Here is a 17,989-nt window from a genome sequence, read left to right on the forward strand (position 1 = left end):
CGGTCCGGAGACCGCCGCTCATCCGGTCGGCTTCCCTGTGGGCGTGAGTGGTCCGAGCCTGGTGAGCACCCGGCGTAGGCGGGTCAGTGCCTCGCGGGTGCGGTCGTGCGGGTGGACGAGCGCGATGCGCAGGTGGCCCGCGCCGGGGTTGAGGCCGCGCTCGGTGTCCGTGCCGAGGTAGCGGCCCGGCATCACCGTCACGGCCTCTTCGCGCCACAGCCGGCGCGCGGCCTCCTCGTCGTCGGGTACGGGGAACCAGAGGAAGAATCCCGCCTCGGCCCGCTGGTAACCGGGCAGATCGTCGAGCAGTTCGTCCGCGGTGTCCCAGTTGGCGCTCACCGCGGACCGCAGGTGCGCGACGTGCGCGTCGTCGGCCCACAGGCGTGCCGCCACCGCGCACACCGGCGCCGCCTGGGAGACACCGCAGGTGCGGTTGTGGTTCGCGTACGCCGCCACGCTCGCCGGGTCACCGATCACGAAACCGGACCGCAGGCCCGGCATCCCGGACCGTTTGGACAGGGTGTGCAGGACCAGGAAGCGTCCCGCTTCACCGGCCGTGCCGGACGTCAGGAACCCGTCGTGCGCGGACGCGGCGTGGACGAGGTCGATGTAGCACTCGTCGACGACGAGCAGCGCGCCGGCCGCGCGCGCCGCCGCGCTCATGGCGCGCACCGTGGCAGGGGTGTGCGTCTCACCGCGGGGGTTTCCCGGTGAGCAGACGACGACCGCGGCGACACCCCGGTGAGCTTCTACGGCGGCGGGGACCTCCGGCGCGTGGCCGTAGAGGATCGCACGGCCTCCCGCGGCCTCCACCGCCGCGTGGTAGGTGGGGTAGAAGGGGTTCGGCAGGACGACCGCCGGAGCGCGCGAGTGGACGGCGAGGGTGATGGCGGCCGTGACGGCCTGCTTCGTGCCGGGCGTCGGCTCGATGGCGAGCGATCCTTCGTCCACGGCGGCGCGCAGGTGGGGGCCGAAGCGGCGTTCCAGCCAGCCTGTGTAGGCGGCCCGGAGTTCGGGTGTGCCGCCGAGCGGGGGGTAGCGCGTCCAGCCGTCCACCTCACCGAGGAGACGGCCGTCCACCGGCGGCGTGACGAGACGGGCCTCGCCGAGATGGAGGGGGATCGTGGTGACGCCAGGGGGCGCGGGGATTCCCGCCAGGAGCGCGCGCAGCCGGTCGAACGCGCTCGGTGCCGACGTCGGTCGCGTCGATGGCATCGAGGGTCAGTCGCGGACGAGGTCGTTAAGGGCCGTCTTGCCGCGGGTGCGCTCGTCGGCGTACTTGACGATGATCGCCGCGGAGATCGAGATGTCGGGATTGTTCGGGTCGACACGGGAGCCCGGGACGACGACGGCGTTCTCGGGGACCTCGCCGTAGGTGACCTTTCCCGTGGCGCGGTCGACGATGGGGGTGGACCTACCGAGGAACACCCCCATGCCGAGCACGGCACCACGCCTCACGACCACTCCTTCGGCGACCTCCGAGCGCGCGCCGACGAAGACGTCGTCCTCGACGATCACCGGCTGCTCACCGAGGGGTTCCAGGACGCCGCCGATGCCGGCCCCGCCGGAGATGTGGCAGCGCGCACCGATCTGCGCGCAGGAGCCGACGGTGGCCCAGGTGTCGATCATCGTGCCGGGGCCGATGTAGGCGCCGACGTTGACGAAGCACGGCATCAGCACGGCCCCGGGCGCCACGTACGCGCCGTGGCGGACGACGCCGCCGGGGACCACACGCAGGCGCGCTTCGCGGAAGGCGGCGTCGTCCCAGTCCTCGAACTTGAGTGCGATCTTGTCGAAGCTCTTCGGTCGCCGCGGGCCGCCGGCGCCGACCTCGTTCCGGCGGGTCAGGAACGACAGCAGGATGACCTTCTTCACGAAGGTGTCGACCACCCACTCCGGCCCCTCCGGCCGCGCCGCGCGCAGCTCTCCGCGGTCGAGGGCCTCAAGGCCGGCGGTGACATGGGGTGCGAGAGCCGCGAGGTCGTCCTCGGACAACGACTCCCGGCGCTCGAAGGCGGTCTCGACCATGCTTCTATCCACGATCAAACTCCCAGCGGACGGTCGCCATGTAGTCCTCGTAGGTCTCGGCACGCCGGATCTCCACCACGTCGCCGGCGCTGGTGAGCATCAGCTCGGCGGGTCGCAGGCGGCCGTTGTAGGTGAAGCCCATGGCGTGGCCGTGGGCTCCGGTGTCGTGGATGAGCGCGATGTCGCCGTCACGTGGCTCCGGCAGCTCGCGGTCGACGGCGAACTTGTCCATGTTCTCGCAGAGCGCGCCGACGACGTCGAACCTGCCGACGGGCCGTCCCTCGGCGTAGGGGAGGGAGAGGTGGTGGTAGGCGCCGTACATGGCGGGCCGCATCAGCGACGACATCGACGCGTCCACCCCGGCGATCTGGTGGCCTTTGCGGCAGCGGTTGATGACGCGTGTGACCAGGACGCCGTGCGGGCCGGTCACGTACCGGCCGATCTCGGTGATGACACGCGGCCCGTCGACGCCGAAGAACTTCTCCCGCGCCGCGAGGATCTCCTCCGCGTAGGCGGTGATGTCGATGGGTCTGTCGTCCAGGCGGTAAGGGATGCCGAGACCGCCGCCGACGTTCACGTACTCCAGCTCGATCCCGGCCTCGTCGGCGACACGCGCGCCGAGCCGGATGACGTCGGCGGCGGCCTGCGCGGCGCGGCCGGTGTCGAGCTCGTTGGCGCACGTCATGCCGTGGATGCCGAACCGCCGCGCGCCTCGGGCCGCCGCGTCCGCGTAGGCGGCGGCGAGTTCGCCGGCGGGGACGCCGAACTTGCTGTGCGCCGCGTCGCCCATGAGCGTGGAACCGGCGGCGAGACCGGTGGGGGAGACGCGGAAGGCGACGACCTCGGGAAGCTCGTCGACTTTCTCCGCGAACGACCTGTCGTCGAACGTTATGAGCGCGCCGGCCTCGCGTGCCGTCCTGTATTCGGACAGCGCGGTGTTGTTGGAGGTGAAAACGACGTCGCCGCCCCGCGCGCCGACCGCCTCCGCGAGACGCAATTCCACCGGAGAAGAACAGTCGAAACCGCTTCCCGCGGCGTGCAGCAACGCGAGGACGGCCGGGTTGGGCAAGGCCTTCACCGCGAAATACTGCCGGTAGGGGATTTCGCTGAACGCGCGGGCCAGCGCCGTGTGTGCGGACACGATTCCGCGGGCGTCGTAAATGTGGAACGGGGTGCCGTGGTTCGCGACGATCTCGGGAAGCCGCGGCAGCAGTCGCTCCGCGAATTCAGCCGACATTGGCAAGGCGGGATCCGATCATCCTGGTACGAACGCGACGCATATCGTGCGGTTGCGCATGCCGCTCACCGGCCGCTGGTAAGGAAAGTAGTAGCTTTCCTCCGGCTCGAACCCGAAAGACGCCAGGCTCTTGTGCAGATAATCCCTCGCGATGAACCAGAACCCGTCCACGTGCTCGTGCGGCGCGAAGTCGGCCTTGCCGTCGCGTGGAGCGTCGTTGGACAGGATCAGGTAGGTCCCCGGCCGCAGGGCCAGGTCGCGGAGTTTGCCGAGCGCGGGGGCCAGTTCCTCGGTGGCGTCGAAGAGGTGGCCGAGCAGGCCGTCGGCGTAGACGGCCGACACGTCCGCGGCGTCCTCCGGGCGCAGCTCGAAGAAGTCGACGGTGCGCGCGTCGACCCCCTTCTTCCTGGTCAGCTCGACGGCTTCGGCGTTGCAGTCGATGGCGCGCACGTCGCGGCCGTGCGTGACCAGGTCGGCTTCGACGAAGCCGTTGCCGCAGCCGAGCGACAGCACCGTCGCCTCGGGCGCGGTCAGCATGCGGATCTTGAGAGTGATGTGCGATCGGTACTCGGGGACGTAGGTCGACGGGGTGACCGAGTCGTTGAAGGCGTCGCCGTTCTCCCAGATGTCGTAGATGCTCTGAGGAGCGGAGCCGACGGAGCGTGGCAGGCAATAATAGTCGTGAATGCGAGCGAGCTCCGGTTCGGATCGTGGCACCCTGTCCCTCCCTGGTCTAACCGGTGTCTAAACCATGCCAGTGGGATGGATTCTCGCCTTTGAGTTTTCCAGCCATCGAACACGCGGCAGGAGCGTAACACGCGGCCGGCGGCCGGCAAAGGGTTGTATCAATTGCTGGACCGACCAAGATCCCATTATGTGCCGCCCGTATGGGAGTGAGCGGTTTGTAACATGTTAACCGCCTAGTCAGTGCCGGTGAGCGGATTTCGGCGCGGCACTTATCGCGGCCGGCTGCGGGACCGATATCGGGGGGTGAAAGTTTCTCGCTATCTTGCGTGCCGCTGTGACGGTGTCGTATGCTCCGGCCGTCGCCGCTACGGGTTCTATGCGAGGTTTAGCCATGCCCGAGTTGATTCCCATTACGGAAACCATTGGCACTGAAGTCCGCGGAATCGATGTCACAGGTCGTATTTCAGATCACGACTTCGAGCGCATCTATCGGGCGTGGATCGACACCACCATTTTGCTGATCAGGGGCCAGAAGATGACCCCGGCGCAGCAGGTGGAGTTCACCCGCAGATTCGGTGAGGTGCTCACCTACACACGGTCCCGGTTCAACGCCGACGACCACCCCGAGATACTCGTCCTGTCGAATCTGACCCGCGACGGCAAGCCGATCGGCTCGGCGTACAGCGGCCGCGTGTGGCACAGCGACGGCGCGTACCTGACCGACCCGCCGACGGGATCGATGCTGTACGCGCGCGAGATCCCGCCGGTCGGCGGGGACACGTGGTACGGCAACATGTACGCCGCCTACGACGCGCTCCCGGCCGAGATCAGGGACCGGATCGCCGACCTCAAGGTCGTGATCAGCCGCGTCCAGTCCCGGCCCTACAACTACCCCGACCGGCCGCCTCCCACCGCCGAGGAACGCGAGGAGTGGGTGGACGTCGCGCACCCCATCGTCAAGGTGCACGAGGTGAGCGGACGCAAGGCACTGTACGTCGGCGGCAACGTGCCGTGGCGCATCGAGGGGATGGACGAGGAAGAGAGCCGGCCGCTCATCACGTTCCTGCAGGAGTTCGCCACGATGCCGCGTTTCACCTACCGGCACCGATGGCAGGTCGGCGACATCATCCTGTGGGACAACCGCAGCGCCATGCACATGGCCACCTACTACGACGACGTCAACCACCGGCGCCTGATGCACCGGACCACTCTCGCGGCGGCCCGTTAGATGCGGGCCGACTACATCATCGTGGGGGCCGGCGCGGCGGGGTGCGTGCTGGCGTCGCGGCTGTCGGAGGACCCCGGCACACGAGTGCTCCTGCTGGAGTCGGGGTCGCGGCGGCGCAGCCCGCTGCTGTCGATCCCGGCCGCCGAGACCATCCTCATGGGGAACCCCAGGTACGACTGGTGCTTCGAGACCGACGCCGATCCGACGATCGGCGGCCGGAGCGTGAGCATTCCACGCGGACGCCTGCTCGGCGGGTCCAACCAGATCAACGGCATGATCTTCGTCCGCGGTCAGCGCGAGGACTACGACGAGTGGGAACGCCTCGGCAACCCCGGCTGGTCGTGGGCCGGCGTCCTGCCGTACTTCAAGAGCCTGGAGCGTACGGGGATCGGCGGGCCGAGCCGGGGCGGCGAAGGGCTGATCAGCGTCGGACTGCCGCGTGAGCGGGACGAGCTGTGCGACGCGTTCCTGCTGGCCGCGCAGAAGGCCGGATACCCGGAGAACCCCGACTACAACTCCGGCGACCAGGAAGGATTCGGCTACTACCAGGTCAACCACGACGGTGGCCGCCGCTCGTCGGTCGCCGGGACGTATCTCCACCGTGCGCTGCGCCGGCCCAACCTGACCGTGCTCACCGACGCGCACGTCACCCGCCTCAGGTTCGACGGCAAACGCTGCGTCGGCGTCACCTACCGCCACCAGGGCCGCAGCCGGCAGGCCGACTGCGGCCGCGAGGTGATCGTCAGCGCCGGGACCGTCCAGTCGCCGCAACTGCTCGAACTGTCGGGGGTCGGCTCCGCCGACGTGCTCGCCGCGGCCGGGGTGCCGGTCGTGCACCACCTGCCAGGGGTGGGCGAGCACTTCCGCGACCACTACGCGACCCGGCTGCGCTGGCGGGTCACCCGTCCCATCACCTTCAACGAGCGCTCGCGCGGCCTGCGCCTGGCCCGCGAGGTCGCGACGTACCTGACGCGCCGCCGCGGCCTGCTCAGCCTTCCCATCGCGCTCGGCCACGGCTTCGTCCGCTCGTCCGACGCCGAGCCGCGGCCCGACATCCAGTTCCACTTCGCCCCGGCCAGCTACGGCGCGGGAGCGACCCGGCGGCTCGACACCGCGCCCGGTATGACCGTCGGCGTCTATCCGCTGCGGCCGGAGTCCGCCGGGTCCATCCACATCAGGTCCGCCGACGCGACGGCCCCTCCGGCGATCCGGCCGCGTTTCCTCGCCGACGAGGCCGACCGCGCGCGGCTGGTCGCCGGGATGCGCGTCGCGCGCCGCGTCGTCGAGGATCCGGCGCTCGACGCGTTCCGCGCGTTCGAGCTGATCCCGGGAAAGGACGTCCAGACCGACGACGACCTGGTCGCCTACGCGCGGGAGAACGGCGACACCTCCTACCACCCGGTGGGGACGTGCCGGATGGGCCCCGACCCGATGTCCGTCGTCGACCACCGGTTGCGCGTCCACGGCCTGTCCGGGCTGCGCGTGATCGACGCGTCGGTGATGCCGGCCATGGTCTCCGGCAACACGAACGCCGCGAGCATGATGATCGGCGAGAAAGGCGCGGCCCTGGTCACCGCCGACTCGAGGGAGAACGCATGAGGTTCGACTACGTACGCAACAAGGCCGCCGCCGGGACCTACCGCCACTGGCGCGGCGCCTTCTGGCCGCCGTCCGAGGCCTACCAGCTGGCGTGCCTCGACCTCGCGGCCGAGACCCCGGACCTCGGGGGAGGTCTCCTCGCCGGGCTGGCCGCGCTGAAGACGGTCATCGACGCCGAATGGCAGCACCTCAAGGAGACGGCGGGGGAGGACACGCGGCGGTTCCACGCTCCGGCGCTGGTCGCCTCCGCGATGCGTGACATCGCCAAGCACCTGCCGGACGACGCCGGCCGGCGCGCGCTCGCGCTGCGCGCCGACGCCGTCGAGCACGGCTACACGACCGAGGCGTTGTGCGAGCTCGCGGAGCTGCGTGAGGACGTGACGCTCGTCGCCAACCACCTCGGCACCTGGTCGGGGAAGGACCCCGGCGGGTTGCCGACGGCGTTCGCCTGCCGGGGCGACGAGACGGGACAGCGGTTCGTGGACGCCGCGCTCGCCGAGCGCGACAAGGTCGAGCCGTACCTGCGCACGCTCATGGTCGACCTCCGGCTCGGCGACCTGCCGGCGTTCGGCGCGACCCGGTTGTTCTTCATGGCCGGTGAGGGGAACCTGCACCCCAAGCACATCGCGTACTTCCTGCCGGAGGACGAAGGCGTCGGCCGGTCGCCGTACATGAAGACCTACTACTTCCGCAACACCCACCGCGCCATCCTCGACACGGTGTCCGGGCCGCTCTCCGCGCGGTACGTGCGCGGGGGGAACGGGTTCGACCCGGCGGACGAGCGGTTCGCCGGCATTCCGACGCTCGGTGTGCTCGGCCACGAGTTCGGCCACTTCGTGCACCGGCCCGCGACCGACTTCGGCCCGCTGCGGACTGCCGACAAATGGGCCGTCGGAGTGCTCCAGGAGACGGCCGCCGACGTGTTCGGCGTCCTGGTCCTCGCCGAGGTGTGGGCCGAGCAGCTCGGGCTGGACAAGGCCGACGTCATCGCGTACTACCTGGCCGAATGTCTGCGCTACGTGGACCGCGGCCTCGGCACGTTCCCCGACAGCGACGGCATGTTCCTCCAGTTGTCCTACCTGGCACAGGTCGGCGCGCTCGCGCTCGACGGCCCCGTTCTCGTCGTCGAGCCGGACGTGGTGGTCGCCGGGCTGCGGTCGCTGGCCCGCTGCCTGGCCGAGGTCCTGCTGCTCCCCGGCCCCGGCCCCGCGCTCACCTTCCACGCCACGTACGGCCCGGCGGAGCTCGGCCTGCTGAAGCCGCTGGTCGAGGAGTTACGCCTCGGGCCCATGCGGTCCGTCGAGTACGTCCAGGAACACATCCATGTTCGTTGACTCCTTGGTGGACAAGCTCGCCGAGCATCCCGCGCAGCGGATGCGGTTCGTGGCGCGCGACGGGACCACGCTGGTCAAGACCTACGGCGAGACCCACGACGACGCCGTCCGGCTCATGTCCGAGCTGCGCGACAGCGGCCTTCGCCCGGGTGACCTCGTCGGCCTGCTCGGCCCGAACTCCTACGAGTGGATCCTCGCCGACCTCGCGCTGCTCGCGCTCGGCTGCGTCCCCGTCGCCATCCCCGCGGAGAACCGTCACGAACCGGCGGAGATCGGCGCGTTCGTCGAGCGCTACCGTCTGGCCGCGCTGCTGGTGACCCGGCCGCTCCCCGGCGAGGCCGGCCTGCCGGCGGCCACCGCGGTCCTGTCCGAACGGCCGGTCAAGCTCGGCCCGGCGCGGCACGACGACGTCCCGGCGCTGCCGCCCGGAGTGCGCACGATCGCGTTCTCCTCGGGGACCGCCGGGACCCAGAAGGGCCTGATGCTCACCGACGACGGCATCGCCAACACCGTCGAGCTGTCGGCCCGCGCGTGGCGGGTCACGACGGACGACGACATCCTGATCGTGATGCCGTACTCGAACTTCCAGCAGCGCTACCTCACCTACCTCGCGATCTGGACGGGCTGCGCGGCCACCGTCGTCCCGCCGGAGATCATGTTCCAGACGCTCAAGGTCGTGGAACCCACGATCATCCTCGGCCCGCCGTCCTTCTTCGAAGTGCTCCACAACCGGGTCATGGCCGCCGACCCGGCCGAGCGCATGGACAAGGGCCGCGGATGGCTGTCGATGTACGGGTCGCGGGTGCGGCTCATGTACACCGGGTCCGCGCCGGTGCCGCCGGCCATGGTCACCCTGTTCCAGCAGCTCGGCGCGCCGCTGTACGAGATCTACGGCAGCACCGAGATCGGCTGGATCGCCATGAACGTGCCGGGCGCGGCCAGAGCCGGCACGGCGGGACGGCCCGTGGACGGCGTCACCGTCGAACTCGGCGACGGCGGCGAGGTCGTCGTGCGCGCCCAACGGCAGCAGGTCGCCGGGTACGTGTACGAAGGCGTCGAGACGCAGGACGCCGTCTTCCTCCCCGACGGCAGGATCGTCACCGGCGACCTCGGGGTCCTTGAGGACGGCTTCCTGCGGCTCACCGGCCGCAAGAACAACGTGATCATCACCCGGAGCGGTGTGAAGATCAACCCGGCCGAGCTCGAGGCCGGCATCGAACGCGCCTTTCCCGGCGTCCGCGCCATGGTGGCCCTGCCGGACGGCGCCGCGCTGCTCGCCTGCGTCGTCTGGCTGGACGACCCGGGCAAGGCGGCCGAGGTCGAGGCGCACATCACGCGGATGAACGCGGACCACGAGCCGTCGCACCGCATCGCGACGACTCTCGTCCGCCCGGCGGAGGAGCTCACCGTGGAGAGCGGTCTGCTGACCAGGAACTTCAAGATCGACCGTGGCGCGGTCAGGCGCACCGTCTGGACGAGTGAAAACGGGTGACCGAGGACGAGCTCTGCCAGATCATCGCCGGCGTCCTGCCAGGCAAGGACGTCGCGCCGCACATGAGCCTGAGAAACGACCTCGGCGTCGACTCGATCGGGCTCATGAGCATCGTGTTCGTCCTTGAGGAGCAGACCGGCATCGACACCATGAGGCACATCGTGGAGTTCATCGAGGCCGAATACGTGCACGACATCGTCGGCATCTGCCTGAAGGCGGGCTCATGAAGATCATCGACTTCCACTGCCACGTCGCGGCCGAGATGTGCTTCCCGCCGTCGTTCCGCGACGGGGTCATCGACAACATGGCCGTGGCCATGCACGCGCGCGGCCTGCCGGCGCGTAAGGAACACTTGCGCCGCATGCACGACGCGACCCTCCAGGATCCGCTGTGCGACCAGCTCGTCAAGGAGATGGACGGGGCGGGGATCGACGAGGCCGTGCTGCTGATGCCGGACTTCACCTACGCGCTGAAGGACGGCACGCACACCATCGAGGAGATCGTCGACCACCACAAGGTGGTGACCGACCGGCACCCCGGCCGCTTCCGCGTCCTGGTCGGTGTCGACCCGCGGTGGGGAGCCGACGGGATCGCGCTGTTCGAACGGGCCATCGTCGAGTACGGCTTCGACGGGATGAAGCTCTACCCGCCGTGCGGCTACCGCCTCGACGACAAGGCGCTCTACCCGTTCTACGAGATCTGCGCGCAGCACCGGCTGCCGGTGCTGTCGCACATCGGCGCGACCTCCCCTGCCCTCGACTTCGAGATCGCGCTGCCGATCTACGTGGACCGGCCCGCGCGGGACTTCCCCGGCGTGGACTTCGTGCTCGCGCACGGCAGCGTCCACTACCCCGACGAGTGCGCGATGCTCTGCAACAACCGGCCCAACGTCTACATCGACGCCAGCGGTTACGAGGCCCCCGACGGGGTGGCCGGGCTCAACCGGTTCTTCCGCCGCAACATCAACCACAAGGTGCTGTTCGGGACCGACTGGCCGATCTTCCGGTTGCAGGGCAAGCAGGCCGGCTTCGTGGAACGACTCACGGCCGAAGGAGCCTTCCCCGCTGAGATGACCCAGGCCGACCGCGACCTGTTCATGTGGAAAAACGCACAACGGCTCCTCGACAAGAAGGGTACGGGCAGATGACATCGCTGACCGACGGTCTCACCGCCGAGCAGGTCCAGTTCTTCAAGGACAACGGCTACGTTGGCCCCTTCGATCTGTACGAGCCCGGCGAGGCTCAGAAGATCTGGAGCAAGGCCATGATCGAGATGGCGCTGTCGAAGAACAAGCCGCACAACTCGACGATCATCAACTATGACCGGCACCTGGACTGCGACACGCTCTCCGAGCACATCTCACGGCCCGAGATCGTGAACAAGCTGCGCTCGCTCCTCGGCGAGGACATCATCTGCTGGAAGTCCAACATCTTCCAGAAGCAGCCGGGTGACGCCGGCACCGGCTGGCACCAGGTCGAGAAGTACATCGTCGGCGAGACCACGACCGCCGCCACGCCTTCACTGAACTTCGCCTACAGCCGCGACGACGACACGGTCCTGCAGGACGTCAGCGTCTGGACCGCCTTCTCCCCGGCCGGACGCGAGAACGGCTGCCTGCGCTTCATCCGCGGCAGCCAGAAGCGCTGGTTCTACGACGAGAACAAGCGGCTCCACAAGAGCCCGGAGCGCAAGACCGACTTCTTCGGCTACGACTACTCCGAGCTCCAGATCGACCCGAGCTGGGACCCGGAGAAGGACGACGTCGTCGACATGGAGATGAAACCCGGCCAGTTCGTCCTGTTCGTCGAGAAATGCGTCCACGGGTCCCTGCCGAACATCAGCGACCAGACCCGCCTCGGCTACGCCTCCAGGTACGTGATCCCGCAGACCAAGGTGTACGAGCACGTAGACAAGCTGGTCGAGTTCGGCGACGAGATCAGCCTCGACTACCACGGCTGCGTCCTGGTCTCCGGCGAGGACAGGTACGGCTACAACCGGATCTACACCGAGAACCTCAACGGCTACGAGTTCAGGCGGGTGGCCAATGCCTGAGATCGACGACCGGCTGAGGAACTTCGTCGACTTCCTCGGCACGCAGCCGATGGCGCCGGACCTCACCTACGAGGAGGTAGCGCAGAGCACCTCACGCGCCGAACTCGGCATCAGCTCGCTCAACATCCTCATCCTCGTCAACAACTACATCGAGGAGAAGGCCGACGGGAAGATCGCGCTGCGTCCCGAGTGGGTGCCGATGCTCGACGACGTCGAAGGCATCCTGTCGGTGATCGAGGAGATCGACGCCGGCGCGCCGGTCGAGGTCTGAGTGGCGGCCATCGGGTCCTTCGCCTGCGTCACCGGTCACGCCGAAGGCCGTCCTGAGGACATCCCCGGGTTCGTGGACCTGTGGCGCGCGGTGTCGCCGGACACCGCGTTCGCCGCGATGGGGACGGGCACGTACCGGAAGATGACCGGGCCGGTCACCCCGTACATCGTGGACTGTGTGGCCAAGGTGCTGAGCGAGCACGGCGTCCGCGCGGCCGAGGTGGACCGGCTCGTGCTCGCGACCTCCGACGGCGTGCTCGGCCTGCTCGGCAGGGACGTGGCCGTCGACGTCATGCGCGCCGCCGGGCTCACCGCGTGCGTTCCCGCGATCGTGTCGCTCCAGCAGTGCTGCAGCTCCATCGAGGCTCTGCGGTACGCCTGGGGCCTGGCCGGCGCGGACGCGCGCAACGTCGTACTGGTGGCGCTGGACTTCACACCGGACGACCGCGACCGGGTGAAGTCCTTCGCGGTCTTCGGTGACGCCGTGGCCGGCTGCCTCATCAGCCGTGACCACGCCGGCCTCACGCTCGCGGGGACCGGTGTCGCCGCCGACTTCTCCGGCATGGTCGGCGAGGACACGTTCGCGACCCGGCAGTCGGTGGCGCGGGCCGCGCTCGGCCAGGCGTTCGGCCAGGCCGGACGCGCGCCGGACGACGTCGCGAAGATCTTCACTTCGAGCCTGTTCGCACCCATCGCGACCTTCAACGCGATGGCCGCCGGACAGGCCCGCGGGAAGCTCTACTTCCAGGAGCCGATGACCCGGTACGGTCATTGCGGCAACGCCGACTGGCTGATCAATCTGATGGACTACCACCACAAGACCGGCCTGGAGCCAGGAGCTCTCTACCTCGCGCAGGCCTCCGCGCCGGGCTTCTTCGCGTGCGCACTACTGGAGGCAAGTACATGAAGATCGTGCTCGACGATCTCCGCGGCCCGGAGATCGCCGCGTTCCTGGAGGACCACCTGCGGGAGATGCACGCCATCACCCCCTCCGAGAGCGTGTACGCACTCGACCTCGACAGGCTCCGGGTCCCGGAGGTCACGTTCTGGTCGGTGTACGACGGCGACCAGCTCGTCGGCTGCGGCGCGATCAAGCGCATCGACGGCACGCACGCCGAGATCAAGTCCATGCGCACCGCCCCCGAGCGCCGGCGCGACGGCGTCGCGAGCCTGCTCCTCACCCACATGCTGGCGGAGGCCAAGGCGATGGGCATCGAACGGCTCAGTCTGGAGACCGGCGCGACCGAGCACTTCGAGCAGGCCAGGAAGTTGTACGAGAAGTTCGGCTTCGAAGTCTGCGGCCCGTTCGAAGGCTACGGCCCCGACCCGCACAGCTACTTCATGACCCGGACGATCTGACGACATGAAGGACCTCGTCCACGACTACGACCAGCAGTTATACGACCGGTCGTTCCTCAACTGCTACCAGCGGCAGGCCATGGTCATGCTCGCCGAGCGTGTCCCCGACCTGCCGCTGACCTTCTACAACTGCCTGGTCGCCGGCGACGACATCGCCGACCAGGTCATCCGCCTCGGCCGGCCGAAGTACGACTTCCAGAGCGACCTCCTCGACCCCGCCGCGCTCGCACGCGTCGGGATCACCCGCGAGTACGTGCCGTTCGACACCTACGCGCAGGCACGCGAGCTCATCTTCGACACCGTCGAGCGCACCGGTTACGTGATCCTGTTCATCGACGTCTACTACCTCCCGCACACCCCCGAGTACCGCACCGAGCACGTCGTCCACACCATCACCCTCACCTCCCGCGCCGACGGCCTCTGGTCGATCCTCGACGACAACCAGGCCAGTGTGCTGTGCCGGTACGCCTATCCCGAGGACGTCGTCGCCGCGGCGTACGACAACGGCAAACTGCGCCACGTCAGCTGGTTCCCCGCCGGCCCGTACGACGCCGCCGCGGCGGCGGCCGGGTCGTCGGCGGCGTTCACCGAGGTCCTGCGGACCTACGACGACACCTACGCGCTGCTCGACGGGGTCGCGGACCTGCTGGCGACACCGTGGCTCACCCCGGCGCGCACCATCGCCCTGCTGTACGACGCCTTCTCGGTGTACGAGGGGTCACGGGCCTGCCTGCGGGAGTTCGCGAAGCGGCAACCGGTGTACGCGGACGCCGATCCGGCGCTCGCCGACCTCGTCGGCCGGTGCAGGGACATCAGGAACCAGCTGATGATCGGCAAGGCGATCGGCCGGGTGGACGCCTCCCGCGTGGCCGCCGCGTGCGCGGAACTCCGCGCGGCCGAGGAGGACATGCTGAAGCGGCTGCGGGGACTGGGGGGACTCTGATGCCGATCGATCCACGCCTGATCGTGACCGGCTACGGCCCGGACGACAAAGCGGTCGTCGTCCGCGACACGCTCGTCCCGCCGGTCACGGCGCGCGCGCTCCTCGGCCAGGAGATGTACCTGATGTGGGGCAGCCCCGACGGCGGCGCGACCGTCGGCCCGAAGGCCCCCGGCCCGATCACGCTGCCGTTCTTCGCCGGAATCGGCGGCACGCGGCTCCTGCTCGTGCGCTTCCCGCCCGCGTCCGCGCTCACCGGACCACCGTCGCCCGATGACCAGGCCGATATCGACGCGGAGGTCCGGGAACGCCTCCCCGGCCTGATCGACGCCTTCGAACCCGGCGACGGCTCAGGGATGCACACCACCGACACCCTCGACTACGGCATCTGCCTCGAAGGCGAGCTGTGGCTCGAACTCGACTCCGGTGAGGAGGTGCGGCTCACCCCCGGCGCCTGCGTCGTCCAGCAGGGGACCCCGCACGCCTGGCACAACCGCTCCGAGACCCCGGCACTGATGGCGTTCGTCGGCATCGGCGCGAAGCGGCCGGTATGACGAGGCTGGTCGTCGTCGGGACAGGGCCCCGCCTGTACCGCGAGTTCATGCTGCGTGGCATCGGTGAGCGCCACGACGTCCACATCGTCATCGGCAGAGCGGCCGAATGGGAGACGCCGTACGTCACCGGCGTCAGCGTCGTCCCCGGCATGACGCCGGACGGCATCGCGGCCGCCGTCCGAGAGGTCGTCGCGCAAGGCGGCGTCGACGGCATCATGACGTGGGCCGAGGACCACGTCGTCGACACCGCCCTCGCCGCGGCCGCCGCGGGCCTGCCAGGCCCCGGTCCCGACGCCGCGCGCGCCTGCCGCGACAAACACCTCACCCGCTCGGCCCTCGCCGCACGCGGCGTCCCACAGCCCCGATCCGTCCTGGTGGCCGACCTCGCCGAGGCGTGCGCCGTGGCCGGCAATTTCGGCTACCCCATCGTCATCAAGCCGAGAGGCGGCGTCGCGAGCCAGGCCGTCGCGCTCATCCACGACGCCGGGGAGCTGGCCGGCCACTTCCCCTCCGCGCACCGCCTCCCGGCCGCCGATCTGCGATCCCCGGACCGCTCCGTCCTGATCGAGGAGTACCTCACCGGCCAGGAGATCGCCGTCGACTCGGTCGTGAGGAACGGCCGGGTCATGCCGATCCTCGTCTCGCACAAGGAGATGGGCTACGCGCCGTACTTCGAGGAGACCGGCCACTGGACACACGCCGCCGACCCGCTGCTGGCCGACCCCGCGATCACCACGTTCCTCACCCAGGTCCACACCGCCATCGGCTACTCGACCGGCGCCACGCACACCGAACTCAAGCTCACCGACAAGGGCCCGAAACTCATCGAGATCAACGGCCGGCTGGGCGGCGACCTCATCTCCTACCTGTGCGGCAACGCCTCCGGCGTGGCCCCCGGCCTGGCCCTGGCCGACGTGTCCTGCGGCGCCGTCCCCGACCTGACACCGGTACGCACGTCATGCGCCGGCATCAGGTTCGCCTACCCCCCATGGCCCGAGACCCGCGTAGCGGAGATCGCCTTCGACGAGTCGGCCCTCCCTCCGGAGACAGACCTCGCCGTCCCCCTCGTCAGCCCGGGCGAAGTCGTCCAACTGCCGAACAAGGACCTCATGGAAGCCCGCGTCGCCTTCGCCACCGCCACCGCGTCCACCCGCGAGGAGGTCTCCGCCGCACTGGACCGGTCGCTGGCGGCACTGCGCTGCACGTGGAGCCCCGCATGACCAGGCCGCGCACGCGGAGCCCCGCATGATCGACCCGCGCACGCGGAGTCCCCCTTGATCAACCCGCGCACGTAGACCCCCTTGATCAATCCGCGCATGTGGAGTCCCCCATGACCAACCCGCCGCAGACACCCGCCGCCGAAGCCCCCGCGGGGGTGATCCGCACGCTGCGCGAACTGCCGCGGTCGGCCATCGTCCTGCTGTTCGGCATCGCGTTGAACCGCACGGGAAGCTTCGTCGCGCTCTTCCTGATCCTCTACCTCACCGGCCTCGGCTACAGCCCCGCGCAGGCGGGCTTCGTCGTCACCGGTTTCGGCGTGGGCTCGATCGTGGGAACGTTCGCCGGCGGCAGCGCCACCGGAAAGTACGGCGCACGAACCGTGATCATCTGGTCGATGCTGTTATGCAGCCTCGCCGTCGCGGCCCTGACCGTCGTGACGGCGCTCGTCCCGCTGCTGGCCGTCAGCTTCGCCGCGGGCGCCTTCGGCCAGATGTACCGCCCCGCCGCCATGACCATGCTCGCCGACCTGACCCCACCGCAACGCCTCGTCACGACCTCGGCCGCCAGCCGTTTCGGCCTCAACCTCGGCGCCGCCATCGGCCCCCTGCTGGGCGTATGGCTGGCAGCCGCCTTCTCCTACCAGGTCGTCTTCCTCGTCAACGCACTGGTGGACCTGCTCTTCGCCCTGGTCGTCCTGCTGGTCATCCCGGCCGCGACCGCTGACCGCGCGAGCGACCACCCCACCACAGGGAACCGAGCCGCCGAGGCCCCGGCCCCCAAGGGCACCGCGCGTTACAAGGATCTGCTGGGGGACCGACGCTACCTGCTGTTCCTCGCCGGCATGTTCATCACGGCCGTCGCCGAGGCCCAGTACCACTCGACGCTACCGCTCGAAGTGCAGCAACGCGGCTACCCGACCGCTCTCTACGGCGCACTGGTGGCGATCAACGGCGCGCTGGTCATCCTCGTGGAACTGCCCCTGACCCCCTTCATCCAGCGCTTCCCCATGCGAACCACCGTCGCCACCGGCTGCCTCCTCCTGGGCGTGGGCCTGAGCCTGTTCGGCCTCCCCTTCGGCCCATGGATCTTCATCCTGGGAGCCGTCGTCTGGACCCTTGGAGAGATCATCAGCGCTCCCAGCATCGGCGCCTACCCGGCCCTGGCCGCTCCGACCCCCATCCTCCGCAGCCGCTACATAGGCGCACTCTCCACCTGCCAAGCGGCGGGCTGGGCCCTCGGCCCGACCATCGGCACGGCCCTGTTCGAGTACGTGGGCGGCGCCGTCTGGGTGATGTGCGCGGCCCTCGGCGTCCTCGCCTACCTCGGCATGCGCGCAGGCGTCCGCGAACCCGTCCTGCCTTAGCGTCCAGTGCGGTGTCCACAGAGATGTACACCATCTGCGGGGGCGGCCATGGCATTGGCCCGCCTCGCCGGGCGCCGGTGGCGCCGGGCGAGGCGGGCCGCGAGGTGGATCAGGTGCGGGTCCAGCGCTGGTTGGAGCCGCCGTTGCAGGACCAGATGACGAGTTTGGTGCCGTTGGCGGTGCCGTTGTTGTACACGTCGAGGCACTTGTTCGCGCCGACGGCGGTGATGGTGCCGTCGGAGTTGAAGCGCCACTTCTGGTTGTTCTGCCCGTTGCAGTCCCAGATGATCACGTTGGCGCCGTCGGCGGTGCCGCCGCCGTTCACGTCGAGGCACTTGCTTCCGTACACCCGCAGCTCACTGGAGCTGGTAGAGCTCCACTGCTGGTTGCTCTGGCCGTTGCAGTCCCAGATCTGTGCCTGCGTGCCATTGGTCTGCGAGGCGCCGGCCACGTCGACACACCGGCCCGACTGCGTGCTCTTGATCGCGCCGCCACCCGAAGGCGGCGGTGTGGAGGTGCTGCCATTGAGCGCGTCGAGGACGGAGGTGTAGGCCTGCTTTTTGTTGAAGTTGCCGTCGAAGAGCAGGGGGGTGTCGCCGGAGCGCCAGGAGTATTTGTCGGTGAT

At 69.3% G+C, this 17,989-nt stretch carries 19 protein-coding genes; 14 read left to right on the forward strand and 5 right to left on the reverse strand.

The genetic code is table 11. The features are described from left to right. Window positions 1-18 precede the first annotated feature (18 nt). Genes ABZU32_RS09000 through ABZU32_RS09015 form a run of 4 tightly spaced genes read right to left on the reverse strand, consistent with a single transcriptional unit; the run spans window position 19 to window position 3,982 of the window. The gene (locus tag ABZU32_RS09000) at window positions 19-1,215 is read right to left on the reverse strand and encodes an aminotransferase class I/II-fold pyridoxal phosphate-dependent enzyme (protein ID WP_354919229.1); all 1,197 of its coding nucleotides are present in this window, start codon (window positions 1,213-1,215) and stop codon (window positions 19-21) included. 6 nt (window positions 1,216-1,221) lie between these two features. Then, the gene (locus ABZU32_RS09005; protein ID WP_354919232.1) at window positions 1,222-2,040 is read right to left on the reverse strand and encodes a 2,3,4,5-tetrahydropyridine-2,6-dicarboxylate N-succinyltransferase; all 819 of its coding nucleotides are present in this window, start codon (window positions 2,038-2,040) and stop codon (window positions 1,222-1,224) included. After that, window positions 2,033-3,265, reverse strand: a complete 1,233-nt coding sequence (locus ABZU32_RS09010) for a diaminopimelate decarboxylase (protein ID WP_354919235.1) — start codon at window positions 3,263-3,265, stop codon at window positions 2,033-2,035. The genes ABZU32_RS09005 and ABZU32_RS09010 overlap by 8 nt, the downstream gene beginning before the upstream one ends. A gap of 18 nt (window positions 3,266-3,283) precedes the next feature. Further along, window positions 3,284-3,982 carry a class I SAM-dependent methyltransferase gene (locus ABZU32_RS09015; protein ID WP_354919238.1) on the reverse strand — a complete coding sequence of 233 codons (699 nt, stop codon included), beginning with the start codon at window positions 3,980-3,982 and terminating at the stop codon, window positions 3,284-3,286. Window positions 3,983-4,343: 361 nt separating this feature from the next. Here ABZU32_RS09015 and ABZU32_RS09020 point away from each other — a divergent pair, with 361 nt between their 5' ends. From ABZU32_RS09020 to ABZU32_RS09085, 14 genes are all read left to right on the forward strand, one after another. Next, entirely contained in the window at window positions 4,344-5,180 is an 837-nt protein-coding gene (locus ABZU32_RS09020; protein ID WP_354919241.1) for a TauD/TfdA family dioxygenase, read from the forward strand. After that, a complete protein-coding gene (locus tag ABZU32_RS09025; protein ID WP_354919244.1) occupies window positions 5,181-6,779 on the forward strand; it encodes a GMC family oxidoreductase N-terminal domain-containing protein in 1,599 nt (532 codons plus the stop codon). Beyond that, a complete protein-coding gene (locus ABZU32_RS09030; RefSeq protein ID WP_354919247.1) occupies window positions 6,776-8,113 on the forward strand; it encodes a hypothetical protein in 1,338 nt (445 codons plus the stop codon). Before ABZU32_RS09025 ends, ABZU32_RS09030 begins: the two co-directional genes overlap by 4 nt. Further along, entirely contained in the window at window positions 8,103-9,605 is a 1,503-nt protein-coding gene (locus ABZU32_RS09035) for an AMP-binding protein (protein WP_354919250.1), read from the forward strand. Before ABZU32_RS09030 ends, ABZU32_RS09035 begins: the two co-directional genes overlap by 11 nt. Continuing rightward, window positions 9,602-9,832 carry an acyl carrier protein gene (locus ABZU32_RS09040; RefSeq protein ID WP_354919253.1) on the forward strand — a complete coding sequence of 77 codons (231 nt, stop codon included), beginning with the start codon at window positions 9,602-9,604 and terminating at the stop codon, window positions 9,830-9,832. The genes ABZU32_RS09035 and ABZU32_RS09040 overlap by 4 nt, the downstream gene beginning before the upstream one ends. Then, window positions 9,829-10,752 carry an amidohydrolase family protein gene (locus ABZU32_RS09045; protein ID WP_354919256.1) on the forward strand — a complete coding sequence of 308 codons (924 nt, stop codon included), beginning with the start codon at window positions 9,829-9,831 and terminating at the stop codon, window positions 10,750-10,752. Before ABZU32_RS09040 ends, ABZU32_RS09045 begins: the two co-directional genes overlap by 4 nt. Next, window positions 10,749-11,657 carry a chlorinating enzyme gene (locus ABZU32_RS09050; protein ID WP_354919260.1) on the forward strand — a complete coding sequence of 303 codons (909 nt, stop codon included), beginning with the start codon at window positions 10,749-10,751 and terminating at the stop codon, window positions 11,655-11,657. Before ABZU32_RS09045 ends, ABZU32_RS09050 begins: the two co-directional genes overlap by 4 nt. Further along, on the forward strand, window positions 11,650-11,928 hold the full coding sequence (locus ABZU32_RS09055) for a hypothetical protein (protein ID WP_354919263.1): 279 nt from the start codon (window positions 11,650-11,652) through the stop codon (window positions 11,926-11,928). Before ABZU32_RS09050 ends, ABZU32_RS09055 begins: the two co-directional genes overlap by 8 nt. Next, entirely contained in the window at window positions 11,929-12,834 is a 906-nt protein-coding gene (locus tag ABZU32_RS09060; protein ID WP_354919266.1) for a hypothetical protein, read from the forward strand. Next, on the forward strand, window positions 12,807-13,286 hold the full coding sequence (locus ABZU32_RS09065; protein ID WP_354919269.1) for a GNAT family N-acetyltransferase: 480 nt from the start codon (window positions 12,807-12,809) through the stop codon (window positions 13,284-13,286). Before ABZU32_RS09060 ends, ABZU32_RS09065 begins: the two co-directional genes overlap by 28 nt. 4 nt (window positions 13,287-13,290) lie before the next feature. Continuing rightward, window positions 13,291-14,229, forward strand: coding sequence for a hypothetical protein (locus ABZU32_RS09070; RefSeq protein WP_354919272.1), 939 nt, complete (start codon window positions 13,291-13,293; stop codon window positions 14,227-14,229). Then, on the forward strand, window positions 14,229-14,780 hold the full coding sequence (locus ABZU32_RS09075; RefSeq protein ID WP_354919275.1) for a cupin domain-containing protein: 552 nt from the start codon (window positions 14,229-14,231) through the stop codon (window positions 14,778-14,780). Before ABZU32_RS09070 ends, ABZU32_RS09075 begins: the two co-directional genes overlap by 1 nt. Then, a complete protein-coding gene (locus ABZU32_RS09080) occupies window positions 14,777-16,000 on the forward strand; it encodes an ATP-grasp domain-containing protein (RefSeq protein ID WP_354919278.1) in 1,224 nt (407 codons plus the stop codon). The genes ABZU32_RS09075 and ABZU32_RS09080 overlap by 4 nt, the downstream gene beginning before the upstream one ends. Before the next feature lie 110 nt (window positions 16,001-16,110). Beyond that, window positions 16,111-17,364: an MFS transporter gene (locus tag ABZU32_RS09085; protein ID WP_354919280.1), complete on the forward strand. Its 1,254-nt coding sequence runs from the start codon at window positions 16,111-16,113 to the stop codon at window positions 17,362-17,364. Window positions 17,365-17,473: 109 nt separating this feature from the next. Here the strand turns inward: ABZU32_RS09085 and ABZU32_RS09090 are convergent. Then, on the reverse strand, window positions 17,474-17,989 hold a 516-nt coding region (locus ABZU32_RS09090; protein ID WP_354919283.1), incomplete at its 5' end, for a lectin.

Origin of the sequence: Sphaerisporangium sp. NPDC005288, assembly GCF_040607475.1 — a bacterium.
Classification (GTDB): domain Bacteria; phylum Actinomycetota; class Actinomycetes; order Streptosporangiales; family Streptosporangiaceae; genus Sphaerisporangium; species Sphaerisporangium rhizosphaerae.

Excerpts from the sequence above, each read along its gene's own strand:
- ABZU32_RS09000 (WP_354919229.1), bottom strand. The coding sequence starts at position 1,215 with ATGCCATCGACGCGACCGACGTCGGCACCGAGCGCGTTCGACCGGCTG.
- ABZU32_RS09010 (WP_354919235.1), bottom strand. The coding sequence starts at position 3,265 with ATGTCGGCTGAATTCGCGGAGCGACTGCTGCCGCGGCTTCCCGAGATC.
- ABZU32_RS09020 (WP_354919241.1), top strand. The coding sequence starts at position 4,344 with ATGCCCGAGTTGATTCCCATTACGGAAACCATTGGCACTGAAGTCCGC.
- ABZU32_RS09025 (WP_354919244.1), top strand. The coding sequence starts at position 5,181 with ATGCGGGCCGACTACATCATCGTGGGGGCCGGCGCGGCGGGGTGCGTG.
- ABZU32_RS09030 (WP_354919247.1), top strand. The coding sequence starts at position 6,776 with ATGAGGTTCGACTACGTACGCAACAAGGCCGCCGCCGGGACCTACCGC.
- ABZU32_RS09035 (WP_354919250.1), top strand. The coding sequence starts at position 8,103 with ATGTTCGTTGACTCCTTGGTGGACAAGCTCGCCGAGCATCCCGCGCAG.
- ABZU32_RS09045 (WP_354919256.1), top strand. The coding sequence starts at position 9,829 with ATGAAGATCATCGACTTCCACTGCCACGTCGCGGCCGAGATGTGCTTC.
- ABZU32_RS09050 (WP_354919260.1), top strand. The coding sequence starts at position 10,749 with ATGACATCGCTGACCGACGGTCTCACCGCCGAGCAGGTCCAGTTCTTC.
- ABZU32_RS09055 (WP_354919263.1), top strand. The coding sequence starts at position 11,650 with ATGCCTGAGATCGACGACCGGCTGAGGAACTTCGTCGACTTCCTCGGC.
- ABZU32_RS09070 (WP_354919272.1), top strand. The coding sequence starts at position 13,291 with ATGAAGGACCTCGTCCACGACTACGACCAGCAGTTATACGACCGGTCG.
- ABZU32_RS09075 (WP_354919275.1), top strand. The coding sequence starts at position 14,229 with ATGCCGATCGATCCACGCCTGATCGTGACCGGCTACGGCCCGGACGAC.
- ABZU32_RS09080 (WP_354919278.1), top strand. The coding sequence starts at position 14,777 with ATGACGAGGCTGGTCGTCGTCGGGACAGGGCCCCGCCTGTACCGCGAG.
- ABZU32_RS09085 (WP_354919280.1), top strand. The coding sequence starts at position 16,111 with ATGACCAACCCGCCGCAGACACCCGCCGCCGAAGCCCCCGCGGGGGTG.